This is a genomic window from Caulobacter sp. FWC26, from assembly GCF_002742645.2.
Taxonomy (GTDB): Bacteria; Pseudomonadota; Alphaproteobacteria; order Caulobacterales; family Caulobacteraceae; genus Caulobacter.
In genome coordinates this window covers 611,137-634,389 of record NZ_CP033875.1, presented here as the reverse complement: position 1 = coordinate 634,389, position 23,253 = coordinate 611,137, and the positions used below count along the sequence as shown (strand labels likewise).

At 65.9% G+C, this 23,253-nt stretch carries 24 protein-coding genes; 10 read left to right on the top strand and 14 right to left on the bottom strand.

The window, feature by feature from the left end; translation table 11 throughout:
* Positions 1–5: 5 nt before the first annotated feature.
* The 4 genes from CSW63_RS04655 to CSW63_RS04640 are packed head-to-tail and all read right to left on the bottom strand — an operon-like array spanning position 6 to position 2,648.
* Entirely contained in the window at positions 6–743 is a 738-nt protein-coding gene (locus CSW63_RS04655; RefSeq protein WP_062099858.1) for a TVP38/TMEM64 family protein, read from the bottom strand.
* Positions 740–1,798: a quinone-dependent dihydroorotate dehydrogenase gene (locus tag CSW63_RS04650; protein ID WP_062099857.1), complete on the bottom strand. Its 1,059-nt coding sequence runs from the start codon at positions 1,796–1,798 to the stop codon at positions 740–742. Before CSW63_RS04650 ends, CSW63_RS04655 begins: the two co-directional genes overlap by 4 nt.
* The gene (locus CSW63_RS04645; protein ID WP_062099856.1) at positions 1,795–2,139 is read right to left on the bottom strand and encodes a DUF952 domain-containing protein; all 345 of its coding nucleotides are present in this window, start codon (positions 2,137–2,139) and stop codon (positions 1,795–1,797) included. The genes CSW63_RS04650 and CSW63_RS04645 overlap by 4 nt, the downstream gene beginning before the upstream one ends.
* Positions 2,136–2,648, bottom strand: a complete 513-nt coding sequence (locus CSW63_RS04640) for a histidine phosphatase family protein (protein ID WP_062099855.1) — start codon at positions 2,646–2,648, stop codon at positions 2,136–2,138. The genes CSW63_RS04645 and CSW63_RS04640 overlap by 4 nt, the downstream gene beginning before the upstream one ends.
* A 78-nt stretch (positions 2,649–2,726) precedes the next feature.
* Between CSW63_RS04640 and CSW63_RS04635 the strand changes: the two genes are divergently transcribed.
* The 3 genes from CSW63_RS04635 to CSW63_RS04625 are packed head-to-tail and all read left to right on the top strand — an operon-like array spanning position 2,727 to position 5,316.
* The gene (locus CSW63_RS04635) at positions 2,727–3,875 is read left to right on the top strand and encodes a homoserine O-acetyltransferase (protein WP_062099854.1); all 1,149 of its coding nucleotides are present in this window, start codon (positions 2,727–2,729) and stop codon (positions 3,873–3,875) included.
* The gene (gene metW / locus CSW63_RS04630) at positions 3,872–4,540 is read left to right on the top strand and encodes a methionine biosynthesis protein MetW (protein ID WP_082749819.1); all 669 of its coding nucleotides are present in this window, start codon (positions 3,872–3,874) and stop codon (positions 4,538–4,540) included. Before CSW63_RS04635 ends, metW begins: the two co-directional genes overlap by 4 nt.
* Positions 4,537–5,316, top strand: coding sequence for an endonuclease/exonuclease/phosphatase family protein (locus CSW63_RS04625; RefSeq protein WP_062099853.1), 780 nt, complete (start codon positions 4,537–4,539; stop codon positions 5,314–5,316). Before metW ends, CSW63_RS04625 begins: the two co-directional genes overlap by 4 nt.
* Here CSW63_RS04625 and CSW63_RS04620 read toward each other — a convergent pair.
* The 3 genes from CSW63_RS04620 to CSW63_RS04610 form a co-directional block, all read right to left on the bottom strand.
* Entirely contained in the window at positions 5,273–6,790 is a 1,518-nt protein-coding gene (locus tag CSW63_RS04620) for a phospholipase D-like domain-containing protein (protein WP_062099852.1), read from the bottom strand. The genes CSW63_RS04625 and CSW63_RS04620 overlap by 44 nt on opposite strands.
* A gap of 84 nt (positions 6,791–6,874) precedes the next feature.
* The gene (locus CSW63_RS04615) at positions 6,875–7,219 is read right to left on the bottom strand and encodes a P-II family nitrogen regulator (RefSeq protein ID WP_047411696.1); all 345 of its coding nucleotides are present in this window, start codon (positions 7,217–7,219) and stop codon (positions 6,875–6,877) included.
* A 72-nt stretch (positions 7,220–7,291) separates the two neighbouring features.
* Positions 7,292–8,098 carry a class I SAM-dependent methyltransferase gene (locus CSW63_RS04610; protein WP_062099851.1) on the bottom strand — a complete coding sequence of 269 codons (807 nt, stop codon included), beginning with the start codon at positions 8,096–8,098 and terminating at the stop codon, positions 7,292–7,294.
* Between the two features lie 65 nt (positions 8,099–8,163).
* On the opposite strand from CSW63_RS04610, the gene gloB reads away from it, so the two are divergent.
* From gloB to CSW63_RS04595, 3 genes are all read left to right on the top strand, one after another.
* Positions 8,164–8,913 carry a hydroxyacylglutathione hydrolase gene (gene gloB / locus CSW63_RS04605; protein ID WP_062099850.1) on the top strand — a complete coding sequence of 250 codons (750 nt, stop codon included), beginning with the start codon at positions 8,164–8,166 and terminating at the stop codon, positions 8,911–8,913.
* The gene (locus tag CSW63_RS04600; protein ID WP_082749816.1) at positions 8,910–9,380 is read left to right on the top strand and encodes a cupin domain-containing protein; all 471 of its coding nucleotides are present in this window, start codon (positions 8,910–8,912) and stop codon (positions 9,378–9,380) included. Before gloB ends, CSW63_RS04600 begins: the two co-directional genes overlap by 4 nt.
* A gap of 251 nt (positions 9,381–9,631) precedes the next feature.
* Entirely contained in the window at positions 9,632–10,072 is a 441-nt protein-coding gene (locus CSW63_RS04595; RefSeq protein WP_062099242.1) for a hypothetical protein, read from the top strand.
* Between the two features lie 16 nt (positions 10,073–10,088).
* On the opposite strand, the gene CSW63_RS04590 is transcribed toward CSW63_RS04595, so the two are convergent.
* From CSW63_RS04590 to CSW63_RS04575, 4 genes are all read right to left on the bottom strand, one after another.
* Entirely contained in the window at positions 10,089–11,078 is a 990-nt protein-coding gene (locus tag CSW63_RS04590) for a LacI family DNA-binding transcriptional regulator (RefSeq protein WP_062099240.1), read from the bottom strand.
* Between the two features lie 221 nt (positions 11,079–11,299).
* The gene (locus tag CSW63_RS04585) at positions 11,300–12,082 is read right to left on the bottom strand and encodes a DUF4908 domain-containing protein (protein WP_062099237.1); all 783 of its coding nucleotides are present in this window, start codon (positions 12,080–12,082) and stop codon (positions 11,300–11,302) included.
* A gap of 123 nt (positions 12,083–12,205) precedes the next feature.
* A complete protein-coding gene (locus tag CSW63_RS04580; protein ID WP_062099235.1) occupies positions 12,206–12,928 on the bottom strand; it encodes a beta-ketoacyl-ACP reductase in 723 nt (240 codons plus the stop codon).
* A 70-nt stretch (positions 12,929–12,998) separates the two neighbouring features.
* A complete protein-coding gene (locus CSW63_RS04575) occupies positions 12,999–14,174 on the bottom strand; it encodes an acetyl-CoA C-acetyltransferase (protein WP_062099233.1) in 1,176 nt (391 codons plus the stop codon).
* Positions 14,175–14,391: 217 nt separating this feature from the next.
* Between CSW63_RS04575 and phaR the strand changes: the two genes are divergently transcribed.
* The gene (gene phaR / locus CSW63_RS04570) at positions 14,392–15,036 is read left to right on the top strand and encodes a polyhydroxyalkanoate synthesis repressor PhaR (RefSeq protein ID WP_062099231.1); all 645 of its coding nucleotides are present in this window, start codon (positions 14,392–14,394) and stop codon (positions 15,034–15,036) included.
* Between the two features lie 49 nt (positions 15,037–15,085).
* On the top strand, positions 15,086–15,409 hold the full coding sequence (locus CSW63_RS04565; RefSeq protein WP_062099229.1) for a hypothetical protein: 324 nt from the start codon (positions 15,086–15,088) through the stop codon (positions 15,407–15,409).
* Here CSW63_RS04565 and CSW63_RS04560 read toward each other — a convergent pair.
* Positions 15,406–15,708 (bottom strand): hypothetical protein, encoded by a 303-nt coding sequence (locus CSW63_RS04560; protein ID WP_062099227.1) that lies wholly within the window; start codon positions 15,706–15,708, stop codon positions 15,406–15,408. The genes CSW63_RS04565 and CSW63_RS04560 overlap by 4 nt on opposite strands.
* A 68-nt stretch (positions 15,709–15,776) precedes the next feature.
* Here CSW63_RS04560 and CSW63_RS04555 point away from each other — a divergent pair, with 68 nt between their 5' ends.
* Together CSW63_RS04555 and hemF are read left to right on the top strand one after the other, a co-directional pair.
* Entirely contained in the window at positions 15,777–15,842 is a 66-nt protein-coding gene (locus CSW63_RS04555) for a hypothetical protein (RefSeq protein WP_024265562.1), read from the top strand.
* Between the two features lie 114 nt (positions 15,843–15,956).
* Positions 15,957–16,829: an oxygen-dependent coproporphyrinogen oxidase gene (hemF, locus tag CSW63_RS04550; RefSeq protein WP_062099225.1), complete on the top strand. Its 873-nt coding sequence runs from the start codon at positions 15,957–15,959 to the stop codon at positions 16,827–16,829.
* Positions 16,830–16,837: 8 nt separating this feature from the next.
* Here hemF and CSW63_RS04545 read toward each other — a convergent pair whose 3' ends face one another.
* Both CSW63_RS04545 and rpoC read right to left on the bottom strand, forming a co-directional pair.
* Positions 16,838–18,640, bottom strand: a complete 1,803-nt coding sequence (locus CSW63_RS04545) for a methyl-accepting chemotaxis protein (protein ID WP_062099224.1) — start codon at positions 18,638–18,640, stop codon at positions 16,838–16,840.
* Positions 18,641–18,984: 344 nt separating this feature from the next.
* The gene (rpoC, locus tag CSW63_RS04540) at positions 18,985–23,175 is read right to left on the bottom strand and encodes a DNA-directed RNA polymerase subunit beta' (RefSeq protein ID WP_062096323.1); all 4,191 of its coding nucleotides are present in this window, start codon (positions 23,173–23,175) and stop codon (positions 18,985–18,987) included.
* Positions 23,176–23,253 lie beyond the last annotated feature (78 nt).

Below are 23,253 nucleotides of genomic sequence, written 5' to 3'. Positions count from 1 at the left end.
GGCGGTTACTTCTCGTCCAGCGACGCGATTGCGCGCCCATTGCGCCAATGGCGCCACAACGGCGGCAGAAACGCCAGAACGCCCATACCGATGATCGGCAGATAGACGCGCGGCGACAAGAGGCTTTCCACCGTCACGGGCCCGCCCTTGGCGAACACGTGCCCCAAACCCGCACCTATGCCGGCATAGACGAAGGAGCTTGGGATCATGCCAAGCAGAGACGCCAGCAGAAAGGTGCGCACCCGGACGTTCATCACCCCCGCCGCGACATTGACCGCCAGCAGCGGAAAGGCGGGGATCAGGCGCAAGGTGAGCAGATAGTTGAAAGCGTCGCCCTTGAAGCCCTCGGCGAGGCGCGAAACAAAGGCGCCGGACTTCAGCCGCAGGGCTTCGCCAAACGCGGTGCGGAAGACCAGAAAGGTGACGGTGGAGCCGCCCGTGGCGCCGGTGACCGCTGCAAAGCCACCGCCCACTGGCCCGAACAGAAAGCCGCCGGTCAGAGACAGGATCAACGCGCCGGGCAGCGAGATCGCGACCGACCCCACATAGATCGCCAGATAGATCGCCGCGCACAGCAGCGGCTTCTCTCGCGCGAACGTCTGGAGCTCTGTTCCCCGGCGGCGAAGCTCCTCCAGCGACAGATGTTCGACAAGGCCGCTGGCGAAGGCGACCGCGCAAAGGATCGCGACCACCGCGAGCGGCCCGAAACGACGCAGAAGCGTCAGGACCCTTTGACGCGTCATGCGGCGCCGATCGCGTCCTCGACGGCGGCGAAGCCGTCGGCGCGAAGGCGGGCGGCGAGATCGCGCTTGATCCGGGTAACCAGGCCCGGACCGCCATAGACGAGCGCCGAATAGAGCTGCACGGCCCGCGCGCCGGCGCGGATCTTCGCATAGGCGCCAGCGCCGTCAGCCACCCCGCCCGCGCCGATCAGGGCCACCCGGCCTGCAGCGGCCGCGTGGAAGCGCGCCAACACGGCGGTCGAGGGAGCCAGCAACGGTGCGCCCGATAGACCCCCGCTCTCGGCGGCGAAACGTGACGTCAGCGTCTCGGGGCGGGCGATGGTGGTGTTGCTGACGATGATGGCGTCGAGCCCCGCGCCCACCACGGTCTCGACGATGGCCTCAACCTCCCCGTCCTCGAGATCGGGAGCGACCTTCAGGAAGATCGGATAGTCGGCGCCGGACGCGATCCTTAGCGCCGCGCGGGTTTCCGCCAGCCGGCCGAGAAGCTCTTCCAAGGCAGCCTTGGTCTGCAGGGCGCGCAGGCCCGGCGTGTTGGGCGAGGAGATGTTGGCGGTGAAATAGTCTGACAACCCCCAGAGGCGCGTCAGGCCGGTCACATAGTCCTGGATGCGATCGCTCGCGTCCTTGTTGGCCCCGATATTGGCGCCGACAACGCCCCCCCGGGTCCTACGCGCCGACAGACGCCGCGCGAAGGGTTCCAGACCGCCATTGTTGAAGCCCATGCGGTTGATCACCGCCCTGTCCTCGCTCAGTCGGAATAGGCGTGGACGAGGATTTCCGGCCTGGGCCATCGGCGTGACGGTGCCCGCCTCGACGAAACCGAAGCCCGCCGCCAGCATGGCGTCGGGGACCTCAGCGTTTTTGTCGAAGCCCGCCGCCAGGCCCACGCAGTTGGACAGCTCCAGACCGGCGATCGTGACCGCCAGAATCGGATCGTCGGGCTGATCGTCGCGCGGACCAAGGCCCCACTTCAAACCACGAAGGGCCCAGCCATGGGCGTCCTCCGGATCGAAGGCGTGGAGAGCACGGGCGGCGATGTCGTGAAGGCTCATGCGAGGTGGGCGTCCAGCTGCGGCACGCCCTCGGCGTCCAGATCAAGATCGGCTTCGCGCGTCACTTCGGCGACGAGCAGTGGACGATAGAGGTGCGGGAACAAGGCCCCGCCGCGCGAAGCCTCCCACTTGAGGGCCTCGCCCAGCGGCTCGGCCTCGATCGCCAGCAGGACCAGGCTCTCCTGCCCCTTGAACCATTTGGCGGCCGTCTCCTGGGCCTGATCCGTAGAGGAGAGGTGGATGAACCCGTCGGCGAGATCGACTGCGGAACCCTCGAAGCGCCCGACAGCCTTGGCGGCGTCCCACTCGGCGCGGGACAGGATCTTGTAGATCAGGGTCATTCGCCGCCCATTCCACCGTTCTCGTTGGCGTAAAGCAGGTGCTCGAGACGCGGGCTCTGGGCGCCGTCCCAAGTCAGCACCACGACGGTCGCCGTCGGAAAACGCCCGCGCAGCTTGTTGGTCTGGATCGGCGAAGACTCGCCGCCCAGCGCCAGCCGCAGAGCCAGATCATGCATTCCGGGATTGTGTCCGACCACCATCACCGTACCGGCGCCGTCGCCCGCGTCCTCCAGCGCCTGTAGGATCTCCTCCGGGGCGGCGTGATACAGGTCACGCAGATGCTCAACCCGCGCCTTCGGGAAATGAGCCAGCACCTGGTCGGCGGTCTCGCGCGTCCGCCGCGCCGACGACACCAAAAGAAGATCCGGCGCATAGGCCAGGCCCGCCAGCAGCTTGCCCATCATCGACGCGTCGGCGCGCCCGCTTTCAACGAGGGCGCGTTCGAAGTCGCCGCCGGTCTGGGCGTGCCGCTCGGCCTTGCCGTGGCGCATCAGGATCAGTCGCTCCATGGCGCTCTCCATAGCCGTCTCACGCCCTATCAGGAAGCCGGCGGTTGACACCTTCTTCGCCAAGCGCTCCAAGGCGGCATGGCTGCTCTCAATCTGGTCACGCCCACCAGCGGGGGAACCTGGCGGTTTCCCGCCAACGAACCTCTACGGCTGGACTCGGGGGGGGTCATCGAAGGCCTCGAGATCGCCTATCAGACCTATGGGCAGCTCAACGCCGACAAGTCCAACGCCGTTCTGATCTGCCACGCCCTCACGATGGATCAGTATGTGGCCTCGCCCCACCCGGTGACGGGCAAACCCGGCTGGTGGCCGCGTCTGGTCGGTCCAGGCAAGCCACTGGATCCCGCGCGGCACTTCATCATCTGCTCGAACGTCATTGGCGGCTGCATGGGCTCGACGGGGCCGGCGTCGATCAATCCGGCGACCGGCAAGACCTACGGCCTGTCGTTCCCGGTCATTACCATCGCCGACATGGTGAGGGCCCAGGCGATGCTGGTCTCGGCGCTCGGGGTCGAGACCCTGTTCGCCGTCGTTGGCGGCTCAATGGGCGGCATGCAGGTGCAGCAATGGGCCGTGGACTATCCCGAGCGGATGTTCAGCGCCGTTGTGCTGGCCTCGGCCTCGCGCCACTCGGCCCAGAATATCGCGTTCCACGAGGTGGGCCGACAGGCAATCATGGCTGACCCGGACTGGCGCGGCGGCGCCTACGCCGACCACGGCGTGCGGCCTGAGAAGGGTCTCGCCGTGGCGCGCATGGCCGCACACATCACCTATCTGTCCGAACCCGCCCTGCAACGAAAGTTCGGCCGCGAGCTGCAGCGCGACGGCCTGTCCTGGGGCTTCGACGCCGACTTCCAGGTCGAAAGCTATCTACGCCACCAGGGGTCCAGCTTCGTCGACCGGTTCGACGCCAACAGCTATCTCTACATCACCCGGGCGATGGACTATTTCGACATCGCCGCCAGTCACGGCGGCGTGCTGGCCAAGGCCTTCACCCGAGCGCGCCACGTGCGCTTCTGCGTGCTGAGCTTCTCCAGCGACTGGCTCTACCCCACCGCAGAGAACCGCCATCTGGTCCGCGCACTGACCGCCGCCGGCGCCCGCGCCGCCTTCGCCGAGATCGAGAGCGATAAGGGACATGACGCCTTCCTGCTGGACGAACCGGTGATGGACGCCGCGCTGGAGGGCTTCCTGGCCTCGGCGGAACGCGATCGGGGGCTGGTTTGAGCAACACCGTGATCCGTGAAGACTTCCGCGAGATCCTGCGCCTGGTGCGCCCAGGCTCGCGCGTGCTGGACGTCGGCTGCGGCGAAGGCGCGCTGCTGGACCTCCTGGCTCATGAGAAGCAGGTGGACGCCCGAGGCCTGGAGCTCAGCGCCTCCGGCGTGGCGGCCTGCATGGCGCGCGGATTGTCGGTCGTTCAGGGCGACGCCGACCTGGACCTCGACCACTTCCCGGACCGCTCGTTTGACTACGCAGTGCTGTCGCAAACCCTGCAGGCGACGCGCAATCCGCGTCACGTGCTGGACGAGCTGCTGCGCATCGCCGACCGCGCCATCGTCTCGTTCCCGAACTTCGGCCACTGGCGCGTGCGCTGGTCGCTGCTAAGCCGCGGCCGGATGCCTGAGACCAAGGCCCTGCCCCTGCCCTGGTGGTCGACGCCGAACATCCACCTCTGCACCCTGGCCGACTTCATGGCTCTGACGGAGGACCTGAACTTGCGGGTCGACGCCAGCGCCGCCTTCGCCGGCAAGGGCGCGGCGCGGCCGATGAACCCTTCCAGCGCACTTGAGAACTGGCGAACCGAAACCTGCCTGTTCATGCTCAGCCGCAACGGCGCGCCGCCGACTCGGGAACTTCCGTCGAACTCGGGCGATCTCTTCGACGGATGAAGACGCTTCGTCTGATGACCTACAACGTCCACCGATGTGTGGGCACGGACCGCAGGCTCGACATCGAGCGTGTGGCCGAGGTCATCGCGGCTGAACGGCCGGACGTGGTGGCCTTGCAGGAACTGGACGTGGGGCGCGCCAGGACGAATGGAGTCGATCAGGCCCATCGCCTGGCCGAACTGCTGAAAATGAGCTTCCACTTCCACCCGGCCATGGCCGTAGAGGAAGAGCTCTATGGCGACGCGATCCTGACCGCCCTGCCGGAGCGCCGGATCAAGGCCCAGGGCTTGCCAGTATATCGCCGGGTGCCCGGCCTGGAGCCGCGCGGCGCACTGTGGATCGAGGTCGAGGTCGGCGACGCCAAGGTTCAGATCATCAACACGCACCTTGGCCTCGTCCCCCAAGAGCAGAAGCGCCAGGCGGCCGCCCTGCTCGGTCCCGAATGGATGGGCGATGACGCCTGGGTCGCCCCTGGCGTAGTGCTCGGCGACTTCAACGCCACGCCCTACTCGGCCACCTACCGCATGCTGCGGACGGCGCTGCGCGACGCTCAGGCGCCGGGGCCCGCCTGGTTGCGCCCTGCGACCGCGACGTTCCCGTCGAGCTTCCCGTTCATGCGGATCGACCACGTATTCCTTACGAAGGGCTTGGAGACCCGCGCGATCAGCTCCCCCTACGACGCCCGCGCGCGACTGGCCTCAGATCACCTGCCGCTGGTGATCGAGCTTGAAATTACGGACGAAGGTGGTCCGGAGGCAGCGGCGGCGGCGCGGTGAGCCGGGCGATGTCACGCCGCAGGCGCTTGCGACGACCCCAGGGCCGCCAGGCGTCGTCCGGCGCGATGGCGTCGCCCAGACTCCAGTCCGCGATGAACTGCTCGACCGCGCTCAGCTTGCGCACCGGCACCGGTTGAAGCCGTCTCGGCGGCCCGCCACGCACGTCGAGCGCGTTGATCGCCGCCGCCAGTCCGCCCTCTCGCGCCATCGCCTCCAGCACATCCAGCGTCGAGCGATCGATGAAGTGACCGACTAGCCGTCCGAGGAAGCCTCGGATCGTCTCGCGCTCGCGATCGTCGCGCGCCTCGAACGCCAGATCGCACTCACTGTCGAGGCCGATGGAGCGGTTATTCAGGTTGGCCGACCCGATCCGCAGCACTTCGTCGTCGATGATCGAGACCTTGGAGTGAACGATGATGGGTCCGCCCTTTGGCGTATGGGCGGAGAAGGCTGAAAATCGGCGATGGATGTCGACCTCGCGCAGACGGTTGATCGCCGCCGTCCGGGCGCTGTCCATGGTCATCTGGTCGAAGTAGCTGGGGCTGCGGGCCGGCCCGATGGTGACGACCTCGGGCCCATCAGGCTCGGCCAGCCGCTCGGCCAGGGCTTCAACGAGCACCGGTGAGGTGACGTACTGGTTCTCAAGATAAATGAGCCGCTTGGCCCGCCGGATGGCGGAGAGGTGCAGCAGCATGCACTCGGTGACCTCCGGACGTCCTTGCCACGCGGCCGAGGTACGGGCGACGGCCACTGGCGTGCGGCGCAGATCGGGGACCAGCCCTTCTGGCCAAGGCGTTTCCTCTGGCCGCGTGGGACGCTCGATGGCGTCGCCGCCCGATGCCCGCCAGCGATCGACAAACAGGTCCGCCATCGCCTCGCCCGCGCGGCCATCAACCAGCATCGAGACCTCGTGGCGGGCGGGATAGCGCCGGCCCGTCGGCAGGCGACGTAGCGGATTGTCGTCGAGATGTCGGGTGTCGTCCCAGCGGTCGACGCTGATATCGCCGCCGCTGACCAGCGCGGTCACCCCGTCGATGATGACCGCCTTCTGGTGATGGCAGGCGCTTGCCGGCAAGGTGGCGTCCAGCCGGTACTTGACCTGCGAACCGGCGAAGAACGCCGCGCCGCGGTGGGGACCGAACAGCTGCGATGCGGCGATAGGGAACGGCATGTCCCAGGTGAGCACCCTTACGTCGAGCCCCGGGTTAAGCGCGGCCTGACGGCGCAGGATCAGGCCAATCCGATCCGCCGAGGTGGGGTCACGGCTCTTTCGCACCCGGTCCGGATCGAGACGGGTCAACGGATCGAACACCCAGGCCAGAATCCAGATCGACTTCCGCGCCGCCAGAAGCAGGGGCTTCAGCGCGTCGAAGGTTTCATCGTTGTCGATGAACAGGGCTACGCGGTCGGCGGGCTCGACCCGCCAGCAGTTGTAGCCTGGTTGGAAGACTGAAGCGCGCTCGACCATGTCCACCCTAACGCCGCGACTCGCTGTGAAACGCGCGTGAAGGCGTTATGGCTCCGCTTGAGCGCGCGGTCTCGTGAACTCTTGTTCGGGTCAGCCGGCGATGGCGGCGGCGTCACGCTCGCCGGTGCGAATCCGCAGGGCCTGTTCCAAGTCCAGGACGAAGACCTTGCCGTCGCCGATCTTGCCGGTGTTGGCGGTGCGCTGGAGCGCCTCGATCACCGGTTCCAGCACATCGGTGGGCACGGCGATCTCCAGCTTCACCTTGGGAAGCAGCTTCACCTCGTACTCGGCGCCGCGGTAGACCTCGGTCTTGCCCTTCTGGCGGCCATAGCCGCGGACCTCGGTCACGGTCAGACCGGACGCTCCCGCCTCGGTGACCGCTTCGAGCACCGCGTCGAGGCGGCTCGGCTTAATCACGGCGACGATCATCTTCATGGCGCGGCTCCAGCCAGCGAACGGTTTCTACGACTCCAAGCTAGGCGTCGAGACGCTTCGCTCCAAGTGCGTTCAGAGATCAAGGCCACTCGGCGCCTGAGGAACGGGCGCCTTATGGACCGAAACGGGGCGATCACCGGTGTGGCGCGCGGGAGTCGGCCCTGCCGGACTGGGTAACAACACGCCGGGCGCGAAAACTCTCGCCCGGGCGCGATGACCGCGCGGCTTGACCGCGAAGGTCTGCTTGATCGCCTCCATCAGGATCACGCCGGCGAAACGCGGCCAGAGGGTCGCGCCGACCTGCTCGAAGCCCTCGGCCCAGTTCGACATAGCGGCGATGGGCGGAACATAGAGCGCGCGCGTCCAGCCCGCGGGCTCAAGTTCAGCCTCGCGAATCAGGCTCTCCAACTGACTGCGGCTATAAGGGCGGCCGTGCCCGAACGGCGTGCCCTCCGCGCCCGCCCAAGCGCCGTCGCGGGAAGAGACGGCGACGATCAGCCGACCGGTCGGCGCCATCACCCGGCCAATCTCCCCCAGCAGAGCGCTCGGGTCATCCGCCTCCTCGAGCGCGTGAACCGCCAGGACGCGGTCGAACATGGCGTTGGGCAGAGGCAGAGCGGCGTCCTCAACCAGGCAGGCCAGGTTACGCCCGCCGTGGGGCCAGACCTCGACCCCCTGTTGGGCGGGCATCGCGGCCACCACGCGGCGGGCCTTGGCGCGAGGCGCGTCCAGGAACGGCGTCGCGTAACCCACGCCCAAGACATCGAGATCGCGGGTGTCGCCCCAGGCCTCTTCGACCTTTCGGGTCAGCATCGTCCGCGCCGCGCGCCCCAGCGGCGAAGCGTAGAAGGCCCTGAGATCGAGCACGTCGCGACGCATTGAGTCTCCCGAACCACGAGACCTTCGTTGTAGGCTCCCCGGCGTCACCGCACCAGAGCACCCTCATGGCCTTGATCGTTCACCAGTTCCCTTGCCTGTCCGACAACTACGGCTTTCTCGTGCGCGACGAGGCCACCGGCAAGGTCGCCGCCATCGACACGCCCGACGCCGGGGCCATCCTGGCCGAACTGGGCAGGCTGGGTTGGCCCCTGGACATGATCCTCAACACGCACTGGCATCCGGACCACGCCGGTGGCAACGAGGCCCTAAAGACGGCCACCGGCGCGACGATCGCAGGCCCCGCCGAGGTCACCCGCATCGCGCCCCTGGACCGCGCGCTTCGCGACGGCGATGTCGTGATGCTGGGCGAGACCCGTCTGCAGGTCATCGACACCGGCGGCCATACGCTTGGCCATATCAGCTATCATGACGCCGAGAATGCGATCGCCTTTGTCGGTGACACCCTGTTCGCGCTCGGCTGCGGACGACTGTTTGAGGGCACGGCTGAACAGATGTGGGCGTCGCTTCAGAGATTGGCCGCCCTGCCGGACGAAACGGCCGTCTACTGCGCCCATGAGTACACAGCGTCGAACGCGCGCTTCGCCCTCGCGGTGGACAATGCGCCAGAAACAAAAGCGCGGGCCGAAAGTGTCTTCGCCGCCCGCGATCGTAGCGAGCCGACCGTGCCCACCACAATCGGGGTCGAGAAGGCCACCAACCCCTTTCTCCGCGCGCCTTTGCTGCGGCCCGGCGCAGCCTCGCCGGCGCAAGCCTTCGGCGACATCCGCGCGGCCAAGGACGGCTTCAAGGGATGAGCGACATGACCAGAGCGGGGCTTGGCCTCTCAGGCGATCTGGGCGCGCGGGAGATCGTGCGGATGCTGGACCTTCAGCCGCATCCCGAAGGCGGCTGGTATCGGCAGACGTTTGAGGATGCGCCGGGCCCTGACGGCCGCGCCGCCTCGACTTGCATCTACTATCTGTTGGAAGCCGAGCAGATGTCGGCCTGGCACCGCGTCGATGCGGTCGAGACCTGGCACTACTACGCTGGCGCGCCGATCTCGCTGACCCTGTCTCCGCCCGATGGCAAGGGCGCTACGGCCCATGTGCTTGGCCCAGATCTACGCGCCGGATGCCGCCCCCAGGTGATCGTCCCGACCCTCTGGTGGCAGACCGCCGTCAGCCTTGGAGCCTGGACGCTGGTTGGCTGCACCGTGGCGCCCGGCTTTCAATTCGAAGGGTTCGAGATGGCCCCGCCCGACTGGACGCCCACCCAGGGCTAGCTCACCAGATTTTGCCGGCGGTTTGCCCTGGATCAGGGCGCGCCTGCCTTTCGCGCGCGAGATGCGGGGCGTGTTTTCGCCTTCGGCCAGCTTCTTTAGCCGCACGCCGCGAGGCCCTGCGACAGGATGTCGCAGGCGCCCAAGGCGGGTACCCATTGTGGGCAACTTGGTCGCATGGCGTCGTTCGGTGAGCCATGCAATCCTTTTCAAGTCACATTACAAGTGCTGATTCCGGGGGGAAGAAGTCGTCTATGTCCGAAGACTACGCCAACGCGCGGGCCGCATCGCGGTACGCGACCGATTATATTCTGCGCTGGGTTGAGATCGCCAACGAGGTCCATGGCTCCGACCTGCTTTACGCGCTGGTCTTCACCACCTTGTGGGCCGGGAACTGTTCGCATATCCGGGGCGGGCACTACGCCGACGTAGATGACGTTCCGCCAGACCATGAGCGACGCCCGCTCACAGTGCGGCAGGTTGCCGATTCCCTGGGCCTTCCCTACGAGACGGTTCGCCGTCGCTTTGTGGAGATGCTGGAGAAGGGCATGGCCCAGCGCGTCGGACGCGAGGGCTTCATCGTGCCTCACTCGGCCTTGGCCAAACCGGAAGTGCTTCAAGGCCTGCGCCGTTCGCACCAGAGCCTGACCCGCTTCCTGAAGGACTTGAAGGCGATCGGCATCGAAGCGGCCTGACGCCCCACGCTTCTAGCTAGAGGCTGCTCCCACGCGTCACGAGGTCGACGGGCGTCAAGGCTGAACGCACCGGTCCGCCGGACATGCGCTCGAACAGAAGATCCACCATCGTCCGGGCGCCCATCGCCAGATCCTGGCGCACGGTCGTCAGGGGCGGGGCGCTGTGTCGCGCCAGCACGATGTCGTCAAAGCCGACCACCGCTACGTCCGCCGGGACGCTTCGACCCGCTTCGTTCAGCGCCGATACCGCCGCCAGGGCGATCACATCGGAAAAGGCGAAAATGGCGTCGAAGGGAATCCCGGCAGCAAGAAAGTCGGCGACCGTCCGGCCCGCCTCTTCCATGGTGTAGTGAGCAGGCACGACAAGGGCGGGATCAAATGGCAGGCCGGCTTCCGCCAAACCCTGTCGGTAGCCGTCAAAACGCTGCGCAGCTTCCGGGGCGTCGGTCGCCCCGAGAAACGCAATCCGCTTGCGCCCCGCCTGCGCCAGATGCGCCACCGCCAGTCGGCCGCCCGCGACGTTGTCACTTCCGACCGCGCAGTACTTTTGCCCGGGTAACTGCGCGCCCCAAACGACCAACGGCCGGTAGGTCTCGGCGATGGCGTTCAGCGTTTCGTGCTGATTGCTTTGCCCGATCAGCAAAAGCCCGTCCGCCCGGTGCGATTGTATGATCCGTTCCAACCAACCCGTCTGGGTGATCACCACCTTGTGCAGCAAGACCGCGTAATCACGCTGCGTGATCTCGTCGGCGAGCCGGCCCACCATTTCCAGAAAGAACGGATCGGAGATCAGTTGCCCGGTCTCGTGCGCCAGCGGGATGATGACCCCGATCGTATCGGTCTTGCGCAGGCGCAGGGATCGGGCCGACTGATTGACGACATAACCGTGTGTACGCGCAATCTCGACGATCTGGTCGCGCAGCGGCTTGGGAATCAGGGGATTGCCGGCCAGGGCCCGCGAGACCGTGGAGATCGACACACCCGCCATCCGGGCGATGTCGGCCATCTTCAGACGCCTTGGTTCAGGCGCTGCGGCGGGATCGGGACTGACCATCAGGTGATATTAGGACTCTGCGAACGCGCGAAAAGACGCAATGGCGTCGCGTTATGCAAGGTTGAATTCGCGCGCCAACACCTCACGGCAGTATCGATAGCGACCTCGTTCAGCGGCGTAAATGGCGGCGGAGGGCGCGACATCGAATCTAAATAACGATGTTCGACGAACTGCTAGCGGTGGATCACCTTGATAATCTTCTTCGAGGACGGCCGCCCGGCCAGCCCCTGGTCGGGCGAGTAGGTCACGGTAAGCGCCCCGTCCTTCAAGGTCGCCGAAGGCTTGCGCCCCTCGGCCAGCAGCACCCGAGCGATCTGTGACATCAACGAGCGGTCGCCCTTGCGGGCCATGCGCTCGAACGCCTCGGCGACCACCGTGGCCGAGTCGGCGGCCAGCACCGCCGTTTCCGGGCGCACATCCTGCACAGTGGCGAATTCGATATCGCGCTGCGCCGCACGACTGGCGCGCGCAGTGGCGATACGCACGCGCTGCACGAACACGTTGAACGAGAGGATCGCCGGCGGCTGGATCGAGGGCGCGCGTCCCGAAAGCGCCGCTGCCGCGCCCATCGGCGCGTCGTCAGTGAAGAGGATAATCCCGCCCAGCTTGGTCACCCGCAGGACCGGCTCGCCAAGATCGTTACGGTAGATGACGTCGCCGCGCGAAGCCGGTTGCGGCTGGAGGACCCAGATCTCGGCGCTGTTGTCGAACTTGATTAGCGGCCGCGACGCGGCCTGGTCGAAGACAAAGGCGCCGCCGGTCTCGGACACGTAGCGGGCCACGGGCGGCGCGGGCACGCGGCGCGCCTCGGCCGGGCCCTTGTGACCCAGCAGAGCGTCACGCAGCGAATGCGGGAGCTGCTGAGCGTGCGCCGAGGCCCCCATGAACGCCAGAGCGGCGATCATCAGCGCCGCCCGGGCGCTCCATCCGCCAAACTCCGCCTTACAGAATGTCATGCGATCCGTAGTGCCCCCGGAGTGGGGCGAATCTTGGACGCGTAAACGCCGATCACCCAAAGCTCGGAACATGAGGCCAAACCGCAACAGTCAGCGTCAAGTCCGAGCTTCGGGGCCGCGTCACTAGGCCATGTACTGGCCGCCGTTCAGGGTGAGCGTGGCGCCGGTCACGAAGCCCGCGCGCTCGCCGGCCAGGAACGAGACCATGTCGGCGATCTCCTCGCCCCGGCCCAGGCGCCCCACCGGGATCCCGGCGACGATCTGCGCCAGCACGTTTTCCGGCACGGCCGCGACCATGTCGGTGTCGATATAGCCGGGACAGATCACATTGACCGTCACGCCCTTCTTGGCGTTCTCCAAGGCCAGCGCCTTGGTGAAGCCGATCAGACCGGCCTTGGCCGCCGAGTAGTTGGTCTGGCCCATCTGGCCCTTCTGGCCATTGATGGAGCTGATGTTGATGATGCGGCCCCAGCTACGATCACGCATGCCCTCGATCACTGGACGGGTCATGTTGAAGGCCGAGTCCATATTGACCCGGATCACTTCCGACCACTGTTCGTAGGTCATCTTGTGCAGCATGCCGTCGCGGGTGATGCCGGCGTTGTTGACCAGGATGTCGATGGGGCCGAGCTCGGCCTCGACCTTCTTCACGGCCGCCTGGCAATCCTCGAATACGCCGACATTGCCCTTCACGACCATCACGCCCAATTCCTTGGCGCAGGCCTCGGCGGCGGCTTCGTTGCCGGAGTAGCCGGCCGCCACCTTGTGGCCGTCGGCGATCAGCCGCTCGCAGATGGCTCGACCGATCCCGCGGGTGCCGCCGGTCACGAACGCAACTCTCGTCATAAATCTCTCCCGATCGCTTTTCTTATGGTTGGCGGTGACCCACGGAAGGGCAGGTCACCGAAGAGTTGCCTCAGACCGCTTCCACGCACATGGCCACGCCCATGCCGCCACCGACGCACAGCGTGGCGAGACCCTTTTTGGCGCCCGATCGCTTCATCTCATGAACCAGGGTGGTCAGGATGCGCGCGCCCGAAGCGCCGATCGGGTGGCCGATGGCGATCGCGCCGCCGTTGACGTTCACCTTGGCCGGGTCGAGGCCCAGCTCGCGCACCACGCAAAGGGCCTGGGCGGCGAAGGCTTCGTTGCTCTCTACGAGGTCGAGCTCGGACACCGACCAGCCAGCCTTCTCCAGCGCCTTCTTCGAGGCCGGGATCGGGCCGGTGCCCATGATCTCGGGCTCGACACCGGCGTTGGCCCACGAGGCGATCTTGGCCAGCGGTTTGAGACCGCGCTTGGCGGCTTCCTCGGCGCTCATCAGCACCAGGGCGGCGGCGCCGTCATTCAGGCCCGAGGCGTTGGCGGCGGTGACCGAGCCTTCCTTGGCAAACACAGGCTTTAGGCCCTGGACGCTCTCGATCGTGGCGCCGTGGCGGATGAACTCGTCCTTGTCGACGATGGTGTCGCCCTTGCGGCCCTTGATCGTGATCGGAACGATCTCGTCATCGAACTTGCCGGCCTTCTGAGCGGCCTCGGCGCGGTTCTGGCTGGTGACCGCGAACTTGTCCTGATCCTCGCGGGTGATCTGCCAGCGGCTGGCGATGTTCTCGGCCGTCTGCCCCATGTGGTAGCCGTGGAAGGCGTCCCACAGGCCGTCCTTGATCATGGTGTCGACGAACTGCAGGTCGCCCATCTTCTGGCCGCCACGAAGGTTCTGAGCATGCGGGGCTTGACTCATGCTCTCCTGACCGCCGGCGACGACCACCTTGGCCGAGCCGTCGGCGATCTGCTGAGCCGCCAGGGCCACGGCCCGCAGGCCCGAGCCGCAAAGCTGGTTCAGACTCCAGGCCGGCGCCTCGACCGGGATGCCGGCCTTGACCGAGGCTTGACGCGCCGGCCCCTGGCCGGCGGCGGCTTGCAGCACCTGGCCCAGGATGACTTCATCCACGTCCGACGGCGCAATGCCCGCGCGGGAGATGGCGGCCTCGATGGCGGCCTTGCCCAGCTCGGCGGCGGGCAGGCTGGCCAGGGCCCCATTGAACGAGCCCACCGGCGTGCGGGCGGCGGAAACGATGACAATCTCGCTCATGCGATAGCTCCCGTAACGTTCTGACGTGACGCTTCGCGATTGCGGCGCCCGTTCTTTTGCAATGCAGCATCACCATGCACGCCATGACCGCGTTCGTCACGAGCACATTTTCACGCCTTGGCGACAGCTCCAAGTCATCAGACCACTGGCGTCATGCCTTTGCATTCGCGATAGTGCGATGCGAAAAGCGGACGTAACCGCTGTCTTAGGGAACGAAATGTCCGAGAACCCTGAAAAAGGCGAAACGGCCGCCGGGACCGAGAAATCGGCCGGCCAGCGCGTGATCATCAAGAAATACGCCAACCGTCGCCTCTACAACACAGCGTCTTCCTCGTACGTCACCCTCGAACACCTTTCGGATATGGTGAAGGAAGGCGTCGACTTCGTAGTCTACGACGCCAAGACCAACGACGACATCACCCGCTCGGTCCTGACCCAGATCATCTTCGAAGAAGAAAACCGCGGCGGCGGTCAGAACCTGCTGCCCATCCAGTTCCTTCGCCAGCTGATCGGCTTCTACGGCAACTCGATGCAGGCTTTCCTGCCCTCGTACTTGGAAATGTCGCTGGAGAGCTTCGCCAAGCAGCAGGAACGGCTGCGCGGCCAACTGAGCAACATGGCCCCCGGCAAAATGCCCGGCATTGGCGTCTACGAAGACCAGATCCGTCAGAACATGGCGCTGTTCGACCGAGCGATGAAGATGTTCTCGCCGTTCGCCTATGTTCGCCCCGAGGACGCTCCTGCCGCGCCGGCGGAGCCCACTCCCGCCCCTGCTCCGCAGACGGACGACACCCTGACGGAGATGAAGCGCCAACTGGAGGCGATGCAGGAACAGATCGCCAAGCTGGCCAGCAAGTCTTAACCAAGCCGATCCAGCCGTTCTTAACCGTCCTGGCTCTAGGATTTCGCCCATGAGCGGTCCGATCGATCCCCTTCGACGCCCTGGCCCCACGCGCCGCGCCCTGCCGGCGCCGCGCGATTCGGCGCGCCAGGACACAGACGAAGACGTGGTCTTCGTGGTCGAAGAAGACGTTCAAGCCCCGCCGACGCCCCCGCGACGCGAAGGCTTCGCCGCCTTCGCCGCGCACCTGATGGGACAGTCGGGCCAAAAGCGCGGCCTGCGTGGTGGGAAGGAAGTGCTGGATACGGCGAGATCGACCTATCTTGAGACGGAATATTCCGGTCCAGCGGACCGCCGTCCCCCGACCGGCCTGCTGAAAAAGACCAACATCTAAGCCGTTAGACGCGCCAGGCGCGCCTCCAACGCGGCGACGCGGTCCTCCAACGCCGCGATCCGATCCCGGTCGCTTGGCGGGGGCGTGCGCACTCCCGCGCGCGACGCCGCTTCGTCCGACGATACCCCCAACAGCTCGGCGAAAGCGTTGATTTCCCGCATGGAAAGCTCGCGCTGGTCCTTGAAGGCCAAGGCGAGATCGGCCTCGGCCATGCCCGCGACGGACGCCAGAACAGCGCGGGAAAGCCCGCGTTCGGTCAGGCGCTGGTCGTACCAGGCGGCATCGAAGAACAGAGCCATCAGTTCACCACCGCCGGCTGGCGCCGTTCTTGCTTAATCGAAGGTGAATTCATCGCCGCGAGCTCGCCATGTCCATCGCCGTCCGTATCTTCGACATTGTCGTGGTCGCCCTGATCTTCACGGCGCTGACTTAGTTCGAGCCCTTACCGGCGATTATGGCCGGGCTCCCTGCCCGTTGTCGAACGCTCCGGCGTCATCTGATCAAACCCCCATTTGCACACGGGCGCGAGGGGGCTTAATCGGCGGGTATGAGCACCGATCAAGATCTCGACACCAAGAAGGCCGCCGCCCGCGCGTGGTTCGAAAACCTGCGCGATCAGATCTGCGCCGCGTTCGAGCAGCTTGAGGACGAGGCCCCCGCCGACCTCTATCCCGGCGCGCCGGGACGGTTCGAGAGAAAGGCCTGGGAGCGTCCCGCCGGCGGCGGCGGCGTGATGGGCATGATGCACGGTCGCCTGTTCGAGAAGGTGGGCGTCCACGTCTCGACCGTGTTCGGAACCTTCACCCCGGAAATGGCCAAGAACATGCCGGGCGCGGCGGAAGACCCCCGGTTCTTCGCCACAGGAATCAGCCTGATCGCCCACATGACCAATCCGCGCGTGCCTGCGGTGCACATGAACACGCGCTTTATCGCCACGACCCAGAGCTGGTTCGGCGGCGGCGGGGATCTCACCCCCCTGCTCGGCTATCAGCGTCAGCAGGACTTCCCGGACGCGATCGACTTCCACGCCGCCTACAAGCAGGCCTGCGACAAGTACGATCCGGCGTGGCACCCAAAGTACAAGGCCTGGTGCGACGAGTACTTCTTCCTGCCGCACCGCAACGAGCCACGCGGCATCGGCGGGATCTTCTACGATCACCACGACAGCGGCGACTGGGAGCGCGACTTCGCCTTCACCCAGGACGTCGGCCGGGCATTTCTAGAGGTCTATCCCACCCTGGTGCGCCGCCGGATGGGCGAGGCCTGGACCGCCGATGAGCGGGAGCAGCAACTGGTGCAGCGGGGCCGCTACGTCGAGTTCAACCTGCTCTACGACCGCGGCACGATGTTCGGCCTGAAGACCGGCGGCAACGTCGAATCGATCTTGAGCTCGATGCCGCCAACGGTGAAGTGGCCCTGAGGTAGCGCCTAGGCGGCTTGGCGGCGCGCCTCCTCGCTTAGCCGGAAGGCCTGAACCAGACGCATCAGTTCCAAGGCTTCGCGGGTCAGACCGTGGCTGGCGGCAGTGGTCTCCTCGACCATGCCCGCGTTCTGCTGGGTTACCTGATCCATTTGAACGACGGCGCTGTTGATCTGGCCAAGGCCGATGGCTTGTTCCTGCGCGGCGAGGGCGATGTCGTTGACCAGGGACTCAATCCCCGTGAACTCATCGACGACTGCGCCCAGCGCCTGACCGACGCGCCCCACAAGGCCGACGCCGCTTTCGACGCTGGACGAGGCTTCGGCGATCAGGCCCTTGATCTCCTTGGCCGCGTCGGCCGACCGCTGAGCCAGCGCGCGGACCTCCATGGCGACAACGGCGAAGCCACGTCCCGCCTCGCCCGCGCGCGCCGCCTCGACTCCGGCATTCAAGGCCAGGAGGTTGGTCTGGAAAGCGATCTCGTCGATCACCCCGATGATCTGGGTGATTTGGCGCGAAGAACCGTCGATACGCTCCATGGCGAGAATCGCTTCGCCAGCCAGGTCCGCCGACTGGGTCACGGACGAGCGGCTGCGCGATGTCGACTGCCGGGCTGTCGCGGCGCGCTCGGCGCTCTGGCGGATCGTCGAGGTGACCTCTTGCAGGGCAGCCGCCGTCTCTTCGAGGCTGGCCGCCTGCTGTTCGGTGCGCCGCGCCAGGTCGTCGGCCGCCGAGGAGATCTGGCCCGCGCCACCACCCACGGAACCCGCCATCGCGACAACCTTCGCCAAGGTGGACTCCAGGGTCCGCACCGAGGCGTTGAAGTTGATCCGAAGCTGCTCGAACTCGGGCGGGAATGGCTCATCGATCCGCTGATTGAGTTCGCCACGCGCAAGGCCGCTCAAGCCGCGATCCAGCGCGGAGACAACCTGATCCCGGCGGCGCGCCTCGGCCGTGGCCTCTTCGGCTTGGCGTTGCTGGGCCTCCATCGAACGGGCGTCGGCGGCCTCCTGCTGCTGGCGGGCGGCGCGGCGCTCCAGCACGGCGGCGCGGAACACGCCGACCGAACGCGCCATCTCTCCGATCTCGTCGGGGCGTCCCTGATGGGGGACGTCCTTATCGTAGTCGCCGTCAGCCAGGGCGCCCATGTACTGGGTCATACGCAGCAGCGGCGTGACGACCTTCCGGCGCAAAATCCACACGCCGACCGCCGCCACCACCAGCATCAGCACCGTGGCTAGGCCCACCGCGATGAAGATGCGGCTCGATTGCGCCTCGGCGGAGTGGACCTGCGCCTTCGAAAGACCCACCGCCAGCGGCGTAAGCTTGTCGATAACCTTGCGGTGCTCCAGGTAGGCTATGCTCATCCGATCGAGCGCCGCATTCATGGCGGCCACATCGCCGGCGCGCAGGGCGGGACGGAACTGCTTGTCGGCGATGTCCCAGAACGCGCGCACATGAGTGTCAGAGGCCGCCAAAGTCTCCTTGATCTCGGGCGTAAGAGGCCGTGTCGCCCAATGGGCGCGGCGGTCTTCGTAACTGGTTTGCAGCTCTTCGATGTGACGGTCGAGTTCGGCTGACTTGTCCAGTTCGTCCGGACCGCGGTGCGCGGTCAGCAGCGCTTCAACAATGAACAGCGGTGGCGGCAGGATATCGGCCACCAGGGCGTCGGCCTCCATCTGGCGCTCCGAGACTGGACCGCCCACGCGCAAGGTCATCAAGGCATAGGTGGCTGCGCCCGTGGCGATAGCGAACGCCGCGATCAAAGACACCGCGAAGAGGTTCAACGTACCTGAAATTCGTAGTGACATCGTTTGCATTCTCCCCGGGCAGGAGGTTTGCGGGGATGACTCTTAACGAGCGGGTAACGCCGTTCTACGAGCTACCCGATCTGCGCATCACCCGGGTTTCGTGCACGAAAAAGGCCCGGGATCACTCCCGGGCCTTTCCGTCTCAGGTCCAAGCCCACGTCCTGTTCGACGTCGGCCGCGGGCGCTCTGCTGAGCGCCCGACTCCTGGCTTGTTTCGGACGCCTATTCGGCGTCCGCCTCGGGCGCTCAGTAGAGCGCCCGACTCCTGGCTTGTTTCGGACGCCTATTCGGCGTCCGCCTCGGGCGCTCAGTAGAGCGCCCGACTCCTGGCTTGTTTCGGACGCCTATTCGGCGTCCGAAAGAGCGATCTCGGCCGGCAGCGGCTCCATCGCATCTTCGCGCTGCTGGGCCAGTTGCTCGTCGCGCTTGGCGGCGACGCGCTGCAGGCTGCGCAGGTAGGAACCCGTACCGGCGGGGATCAGGCGACCCACGATGACGTTTTCCTTCAGGCCTTCCAGGGTGTCGGTCTTGCCGTGCACCGAGGCTTCGGTCAGGACGCGGGTCGTTTCCTGGAACGACGCGGCCGAGATGAAGCTCTTGGTCTGCAGCGAGGCCTTGGTGATGCCGAGCAGCACCGGCTGGGTCACAGCCGGACGGCCGCCGCGGGCGATCGCCTTTTCCTGTTCCTTGTCGAACTCGGGCTTGTCGAGGTGGTCACCCTTGATGAGACCCGTATCGCCCGGCTCGATGATCTCGACCTTCTGCAGCATCTGGCGAACGATCGTCTCGATGTGCTTGTCGTTGATCGGCACGCCCTGCAGACGGTAGACCTCCTGGATCTCGTCGACGAGGAAGTTGGCCAGGGCTTCGACGCCCAGGATGCGCAGGATGTCATGCGGATCCGGGTTGCCGTCGATGATGTACTCGCCCTTGGTGATGTAGTCACCGTCGTGGACAGCGATGTGCTTGCCCTTCGGGATCAGGAACTCGACCGCTTCGGGCTGGTTGCCGTCGGCGTCGACGTCCGGCGTGATCTTGATACGGCGCTTGTTCTTGTAGTCCTTGCCGAATTCGACACGGCCGTCCATTTCCGCGATGACCGCGCAGTCCTTCGGACGGCGGGCTTCGAAGAGTTCGGCGACGCGCGGCAGACCACCGGTGATGTCCCGGGTCTTGGCGCCTTCGGTCGGGATACGTGCGATCACTTCACCCGGCTTCACCTCGTCGCCGTCGGCGACCGAGAGAATGGCGCCGGCCGACAGGAGGTAACGAGCCTCGCCGCCGTTGCTGAGGCGCTTGTACGAACCGTCTTCCGACAGCACGCCCATAGCCGGACGCAGGTCCGAACCGCGAGCCGAGGTGCGCCAGTCGGCGACCACGCGCTGGGCGATGCCGGTGGCTTCGTCGACTTCCTCGCGGATCGACAGGCCATCGACCAGGTCTTCGGCGCGGATCTTGCCGGCCACTTCGGTGATGATCGGGGTGGTGTAGGGGTCCCAATCGCCGAGGCGCTGGCCGCGCTTCACCAGGTCGCCGTCCTTCACCCGCAGGCGGGCGCCGTACGGCGGCTTGTAGGTTTCACGCTCCTTGCCGTCGACCAGAACGCTGACGGTCGTGTTGCGGCTCATGATGACCAGCGCGCCGTCCGAACCCACGACCGTCGGGCCGATCACGCGGACCGTACCCTCGTTCGAGGCCTCGAAGAACGATTGCTCAGCCACCTGGGCGGTGCCGCCGATGTGGAACGTGCGCATCGTCAGCTGCGTGCCGGGCTCACCGATCGACTGGGCGGCGATGACGCCGACCGCTTCACCGATGTTCACCGGCGTGCCGCGGGCCAGGTCGCGGCCGTAGCAGGCGCCGCAGACGCCGATCTTGGCTTCGCAGGTCAGAACCGAGCGGACCTTCACCGACTGAACGACCGCAGCCTCGATGGCGTCAGCGATGTTCTCGTCGATATAGGTGTCGGCCGGAACCACCAGTTCACCGGTGCCAGGATCCTTGACGTCCTCGGCCGTGAAGCGGCCCAGGACGCGGGCGCCCAGCGAGACCAGCACGTCACCGCCCTCGACCACGGCGCGCAGGGTGATGCCCCGCGTGGTGCCGCAGTCTTCCTCGACGATGATGCAGTCCTGCGCGACGTCGACCAGACGACGGGTCAAGTAGCCCGAGTTGGCGGTCTTCAGCGCGGTGTCGGCCAGACCCTTACGGGCGCCGTGGGTGGAGTTGAAGTACTCCTGAACGGTCAGGCCTTCCTTGAAGTTCGAGACGATCGGGGTCTCGATGATTTCACCGGAAGGCTTGGCCATCAGGCCGCGCATGCCGCCCAGCTGCTTCATCTGAGCTTGCGAACCACGGGCGCCGGAGTGCGCCATCATGTAGATGGCGTTGATTTCCTTTTCGCGGCCGTTCTCGTCCTTATGCTTCATCTGAAGCTCGGCCATCATCTCGTCGGCGACGCGATCGGTGGCCTTGGCCCAGGCGTCAACGACCTTGTTGTACTTCTCACCCTTGGTGATCAGGCCGTCGGCGTACTGCTGCTCGTACTCTTCAGCCAGCTTGCGGGTCTCTTCCACGATCGCGGTTTTGCGAACGGGGATGATGATGTCGTCCTTGCCGAACGAGATGCCCGCCTTGGCGGCTTCCTTGAAGCCCAGGCCCATGACCTTGTCGGCGAAGATGACCGTCGCCTTCTGACCGCAGTGGCGGTAGACGATGTCGATCAGGTTGCCGATTTCCTTCTTGGTCAGCGCCTTCTCGATCAGGCGGTGGCCAATCTGGGGATGGTGCGGCAGCAGGGCGGCGATCTTCATGCGGCCCGGCGTAGTGTCGATCACCTTGCGGACCAGCTGACCGTCGGCGTTCATTTCGGTGTGGCGCGCCTTGATCTTGGCGTGCAGCGAGACGACGCCCGCGTCCATGGCGGCTTCGATTTCACCGAGGTCGGCGAAGATCTTGCCTTCGCCCGGCTCACCTTCGCGCGCGACCGACAGGTAGTACAGACCCAGGACGATGTCCTGCGACGGCACGATGATCGGGCGGCCGTTGGCGGGCGACAGGATGTTGTTGGTCGACATCATCAGAACGCGCGCTTCCAGCTGAGCTTCCAGGCTCAGCGGGACGTGCACGGCCATCTGGTCGCCGTCGAAGTCGGCGTTGAACGCGGCGCAGACCAGCGGGTGCAGCTGGATGGCCTTGCCCTCGATCAGCTTGGGTTCGAACGCCTGGATGCCCAGACGGTGCAGGGTCGGGGCGCGATTCAGCAGCACCGGGTGCTCGCGGATCACCTCTTCGAGGATGTCCCACACCTGCGGCTGTTCGCGCTCGACCATGCGCTTGGACTGCTTGACGGTGCCCGACAGGCCCTTGGCGTCAAGGCGCGCATAGATGAACGGCTTGAACAGCTCCAGCGCCATCTTCTTGGGCAGGCCGCACTCGTGCAGCTTCAGCTCGGGACCCACCACGATGACCGAACGGCCCGAGTAGTCGACGCGCTTGCCCAGCAGGTTCTGACGGAAGCGGCCCTGCTTGCCCTTAAGCATGTCGGCCAGCGACTTCAGCGGACGCTTGTTGGCGCCCGTGATCACGCGACCGCGACGGCCGTTGTCGAACAGGGCGTCGACCGACTCCTGCAGCATCCGCTTTTCGTTACGGATGATGATATCGGGCGCGCGCAGCTCGATCAGGCGCTTGAGGCGGTTGTTGCGGTTGATGACCCGACGATACAGGTCGTTCAGGTCCGAGGTCGCGAAGCGGCCGCCGTCCAGCGGCACCAGCGGACGCAGTTCCGGCGGGATCACCGGCACCACGGTCATGACCATCCACTCGGGACGATTGCCGCTTTCCTGGAAGGCTTCCAGGATCTTCAGGCGCTTCGAAAACTTCTTCTGCTTCATGTCCGACACGGTGCCGGCCAGTTCCTCGCGCAGACGCTCGGCCTCTTTTTCGAGGTCGATCGCCTTCAGCAGGTTCTGGATGGCTTCCGCGCCGATCTCGGCGGTGAAGCTGTCATCGCCGTATTCTTCCTGGGCGCGCATGTAGTCGTCTTCGCTGAGCAGCTGGTGCTGCTTCAGCGGCGTCAGGCCCGGCTCGGTGACGATGTAGTATTCGAAGTAGAGGACGCGTTCGATGTCCTTCAGCGGCATGTCGAGCATCATGGCGATGCGCGAGGGCAGCGACTTCAGGAACCAGATGTGGGCGACCGGCGAGGCCAGTTCGATGTGGCCCATGCGCTCGCGGCGGACGCGGGCCAGGGTGACTTCAACACCGCACTTTTCGCAGATGATGCCCTTGTACTTCATGCGCTTGTACTTGCCGCACAGGCATTCGTAGTCCTTGGTCGGGCCAAAGATACGGGCGCAGAACAGGCCGTCACGCTCGGGCTTGAACGTGCGGTAGTTGATGGTCTCGGGCTTCTTGATCTCGCCGAACGACCACGAACGGATCTTTTCCGGCGAAGCGAGCGAGATGCGGATCTGGTCGAAGGTCGGAGCGGCCTGGACCGGATTGAAGATGTTCAGGACTTCCTGGTTCATCTTGGTTCCTTCTGCGGGGATACCCGCGAAAATTCAAAGTGGAGCGTGCGCTGAAAGGGAGGCCCCTCCCCTGCCGTT

What these genes read in the sequence shown, in the direction of transcription:
- CSW63_RS04655 (WP_062099858.1), bottom strand. Translation starts at nt 743, where the DNA reads ATGACGCGTCAAAGGGTCCTGACGCTTCTGCGTCGTTTCGGGCCGCTC.
- CSW63_RS04650 (WP_062099857.1), bottom strand. Translation starts at nt 1,798, where the DNA reads ATGAGCCTTCACGACATCGCCGCCCGTGCTCTCCACGCCTTCGATCCG.
- CSW63_RS04645 (WP_062099856.1), bottom strand. Translation starts at nt 2,139, where the DNA reads ATGACCCTGATCTACAAGATCCTGTCCCGCGCCGAGTGGGACGCCGCC.
- CSW63_RS04640 (WP_062099855.1), bottom strand. Translation starts at nt 2,648, where the DNA reads ATGGAGCGACTGATCCTGATGCGCCACGGCAAGGCCGAGCGGCACGCC.
- CSW63_RS04635 (WP_062099854.1), top strand. Translation starts at nt 2,727, where the DNA reads ATGGCTGCTCTCAATCTGGTCACGCCCACCAGCGGGGGAACCTGGCGG.
- CSW63_RS04625 (WP_062099853.1), top strand. Translation starts at nt 4,537, where the DNA reads ATGAAGACGCTTCGTCTGATGACCTACAACGTCCACCGATGTGTGGGC.
- CSW63_RS04615 (WP_047411696.1), bottom strand. Translation starts at nt 7,219, where the DNA reads ATGAAGATGATCGTCGCCGTGATTAAGCCGAGCCGCCTCGACGCGGTG.
- CSW63_RS04610 (WP_062099851.1), bottom strand. Translation starts at nt 8,098, where the DNA reads ATGCGTCGCGACGTGCTCGATCTCAGGGCCTTCTACGCTTCGCCGCTG.
- gloB (WP_062099850.1), top strand. Translation starts at nt 8,164, where the DNA reads ATGGCCTTGATCGTTCACCAGTTCCCTTGCCTGTCCGACAACTACGGC.
- CSW63_RS04600 (WP_082749816.1), top strand. Translation starts at nt 8,910, where the DNA reads ATGAGCGACATGACCAGAGCGGGGCTTGGCCTCTCAGGCGATCTGGGC.
- CSW63_RS04595 (WP_062099242.1), top strand. Translation starts at nt 9,632, where the DNA reads ATGTCCGAAGACTACGCCAACGCGCGGGCCGCATCGCGGTACGCGACC.
- CSW63_RS04590 (WP_062099240.1), bottom strand. Translation starts at nt 11,078, where the DNA reads ATGGCCGACATCGCCCGGATGGCGGGTGTGTCGATCTCCACGGTCTCG.
- CSW63_RS04585 (WP_062099237.1), bottom strand. Translation starts at nt 12,082, where the DNA reads ATGACATTCTGTAAGGCGGAGTTTGGCGGATGGAGCGCCCGGGCGGCG.
- CSW63_RS04580 (WP_062099235.1), bottom strand. Translation starts at nt 12,928, where the DNA reads ATGACGAGAGTTGCGTTCGTGACCGGCGGCACCCGCGGGATCGGTCGA.
- CSW63_RS04575 (WP_062099233.1), bottom strand. Translation starts at nt 14,174, where the DNA reads ATGAGCGAGATTGTCATCGTTTCCGCCGCCCGCACGCCGGTGGGCTCG.
- phaR (WP_062099231.1), top strand. Translation starts at nt 14,392, where the DNA reads ATGTCCGAGAACCCTGAAAAAGGCGAAACGGCCGCCGGGACCGAGAAA.
- CSW63_RS04565 (WP_062099229.1), top strand. Translation starts at nt 15,086, where the DNA reads ATGAGCGGTCCGATCGATCCCCTTCGACGCCCTGGCCCCACGCGCCGC.
- CSW63_RS04560 (WP_062099227.1), bottom strand. Translation starts at nt 15,708, where the DNA reads ATGGCTCTGTTCTTCGATGCCGCCTGGTACGACCAGCGCCTGACCGAA.
- hemF (WP_062099225.1), top strand. Translation starts at nt 15,957, where the DNA reads ATGAGCACCGATCAAGATCTCGACACCAAGAAGGCCGCCGCCCGCGCG.
- CSW63_RS04545 (WP_062099224.1), bottom strand. Translation starts at nt 18,640, where the DNA reads ATGTCACTACGAATTTCAGGTACGTTGAACCTCTTCGCGGTGTCTTTG.
- rpoC (WP_062096323.1), bottom strand. Translation starts at nt 23,175, where the DNA reads ATGAACCAGGAAGTCCTGAACATCTTCAATCCGGTCCAGGCCGCTCCG.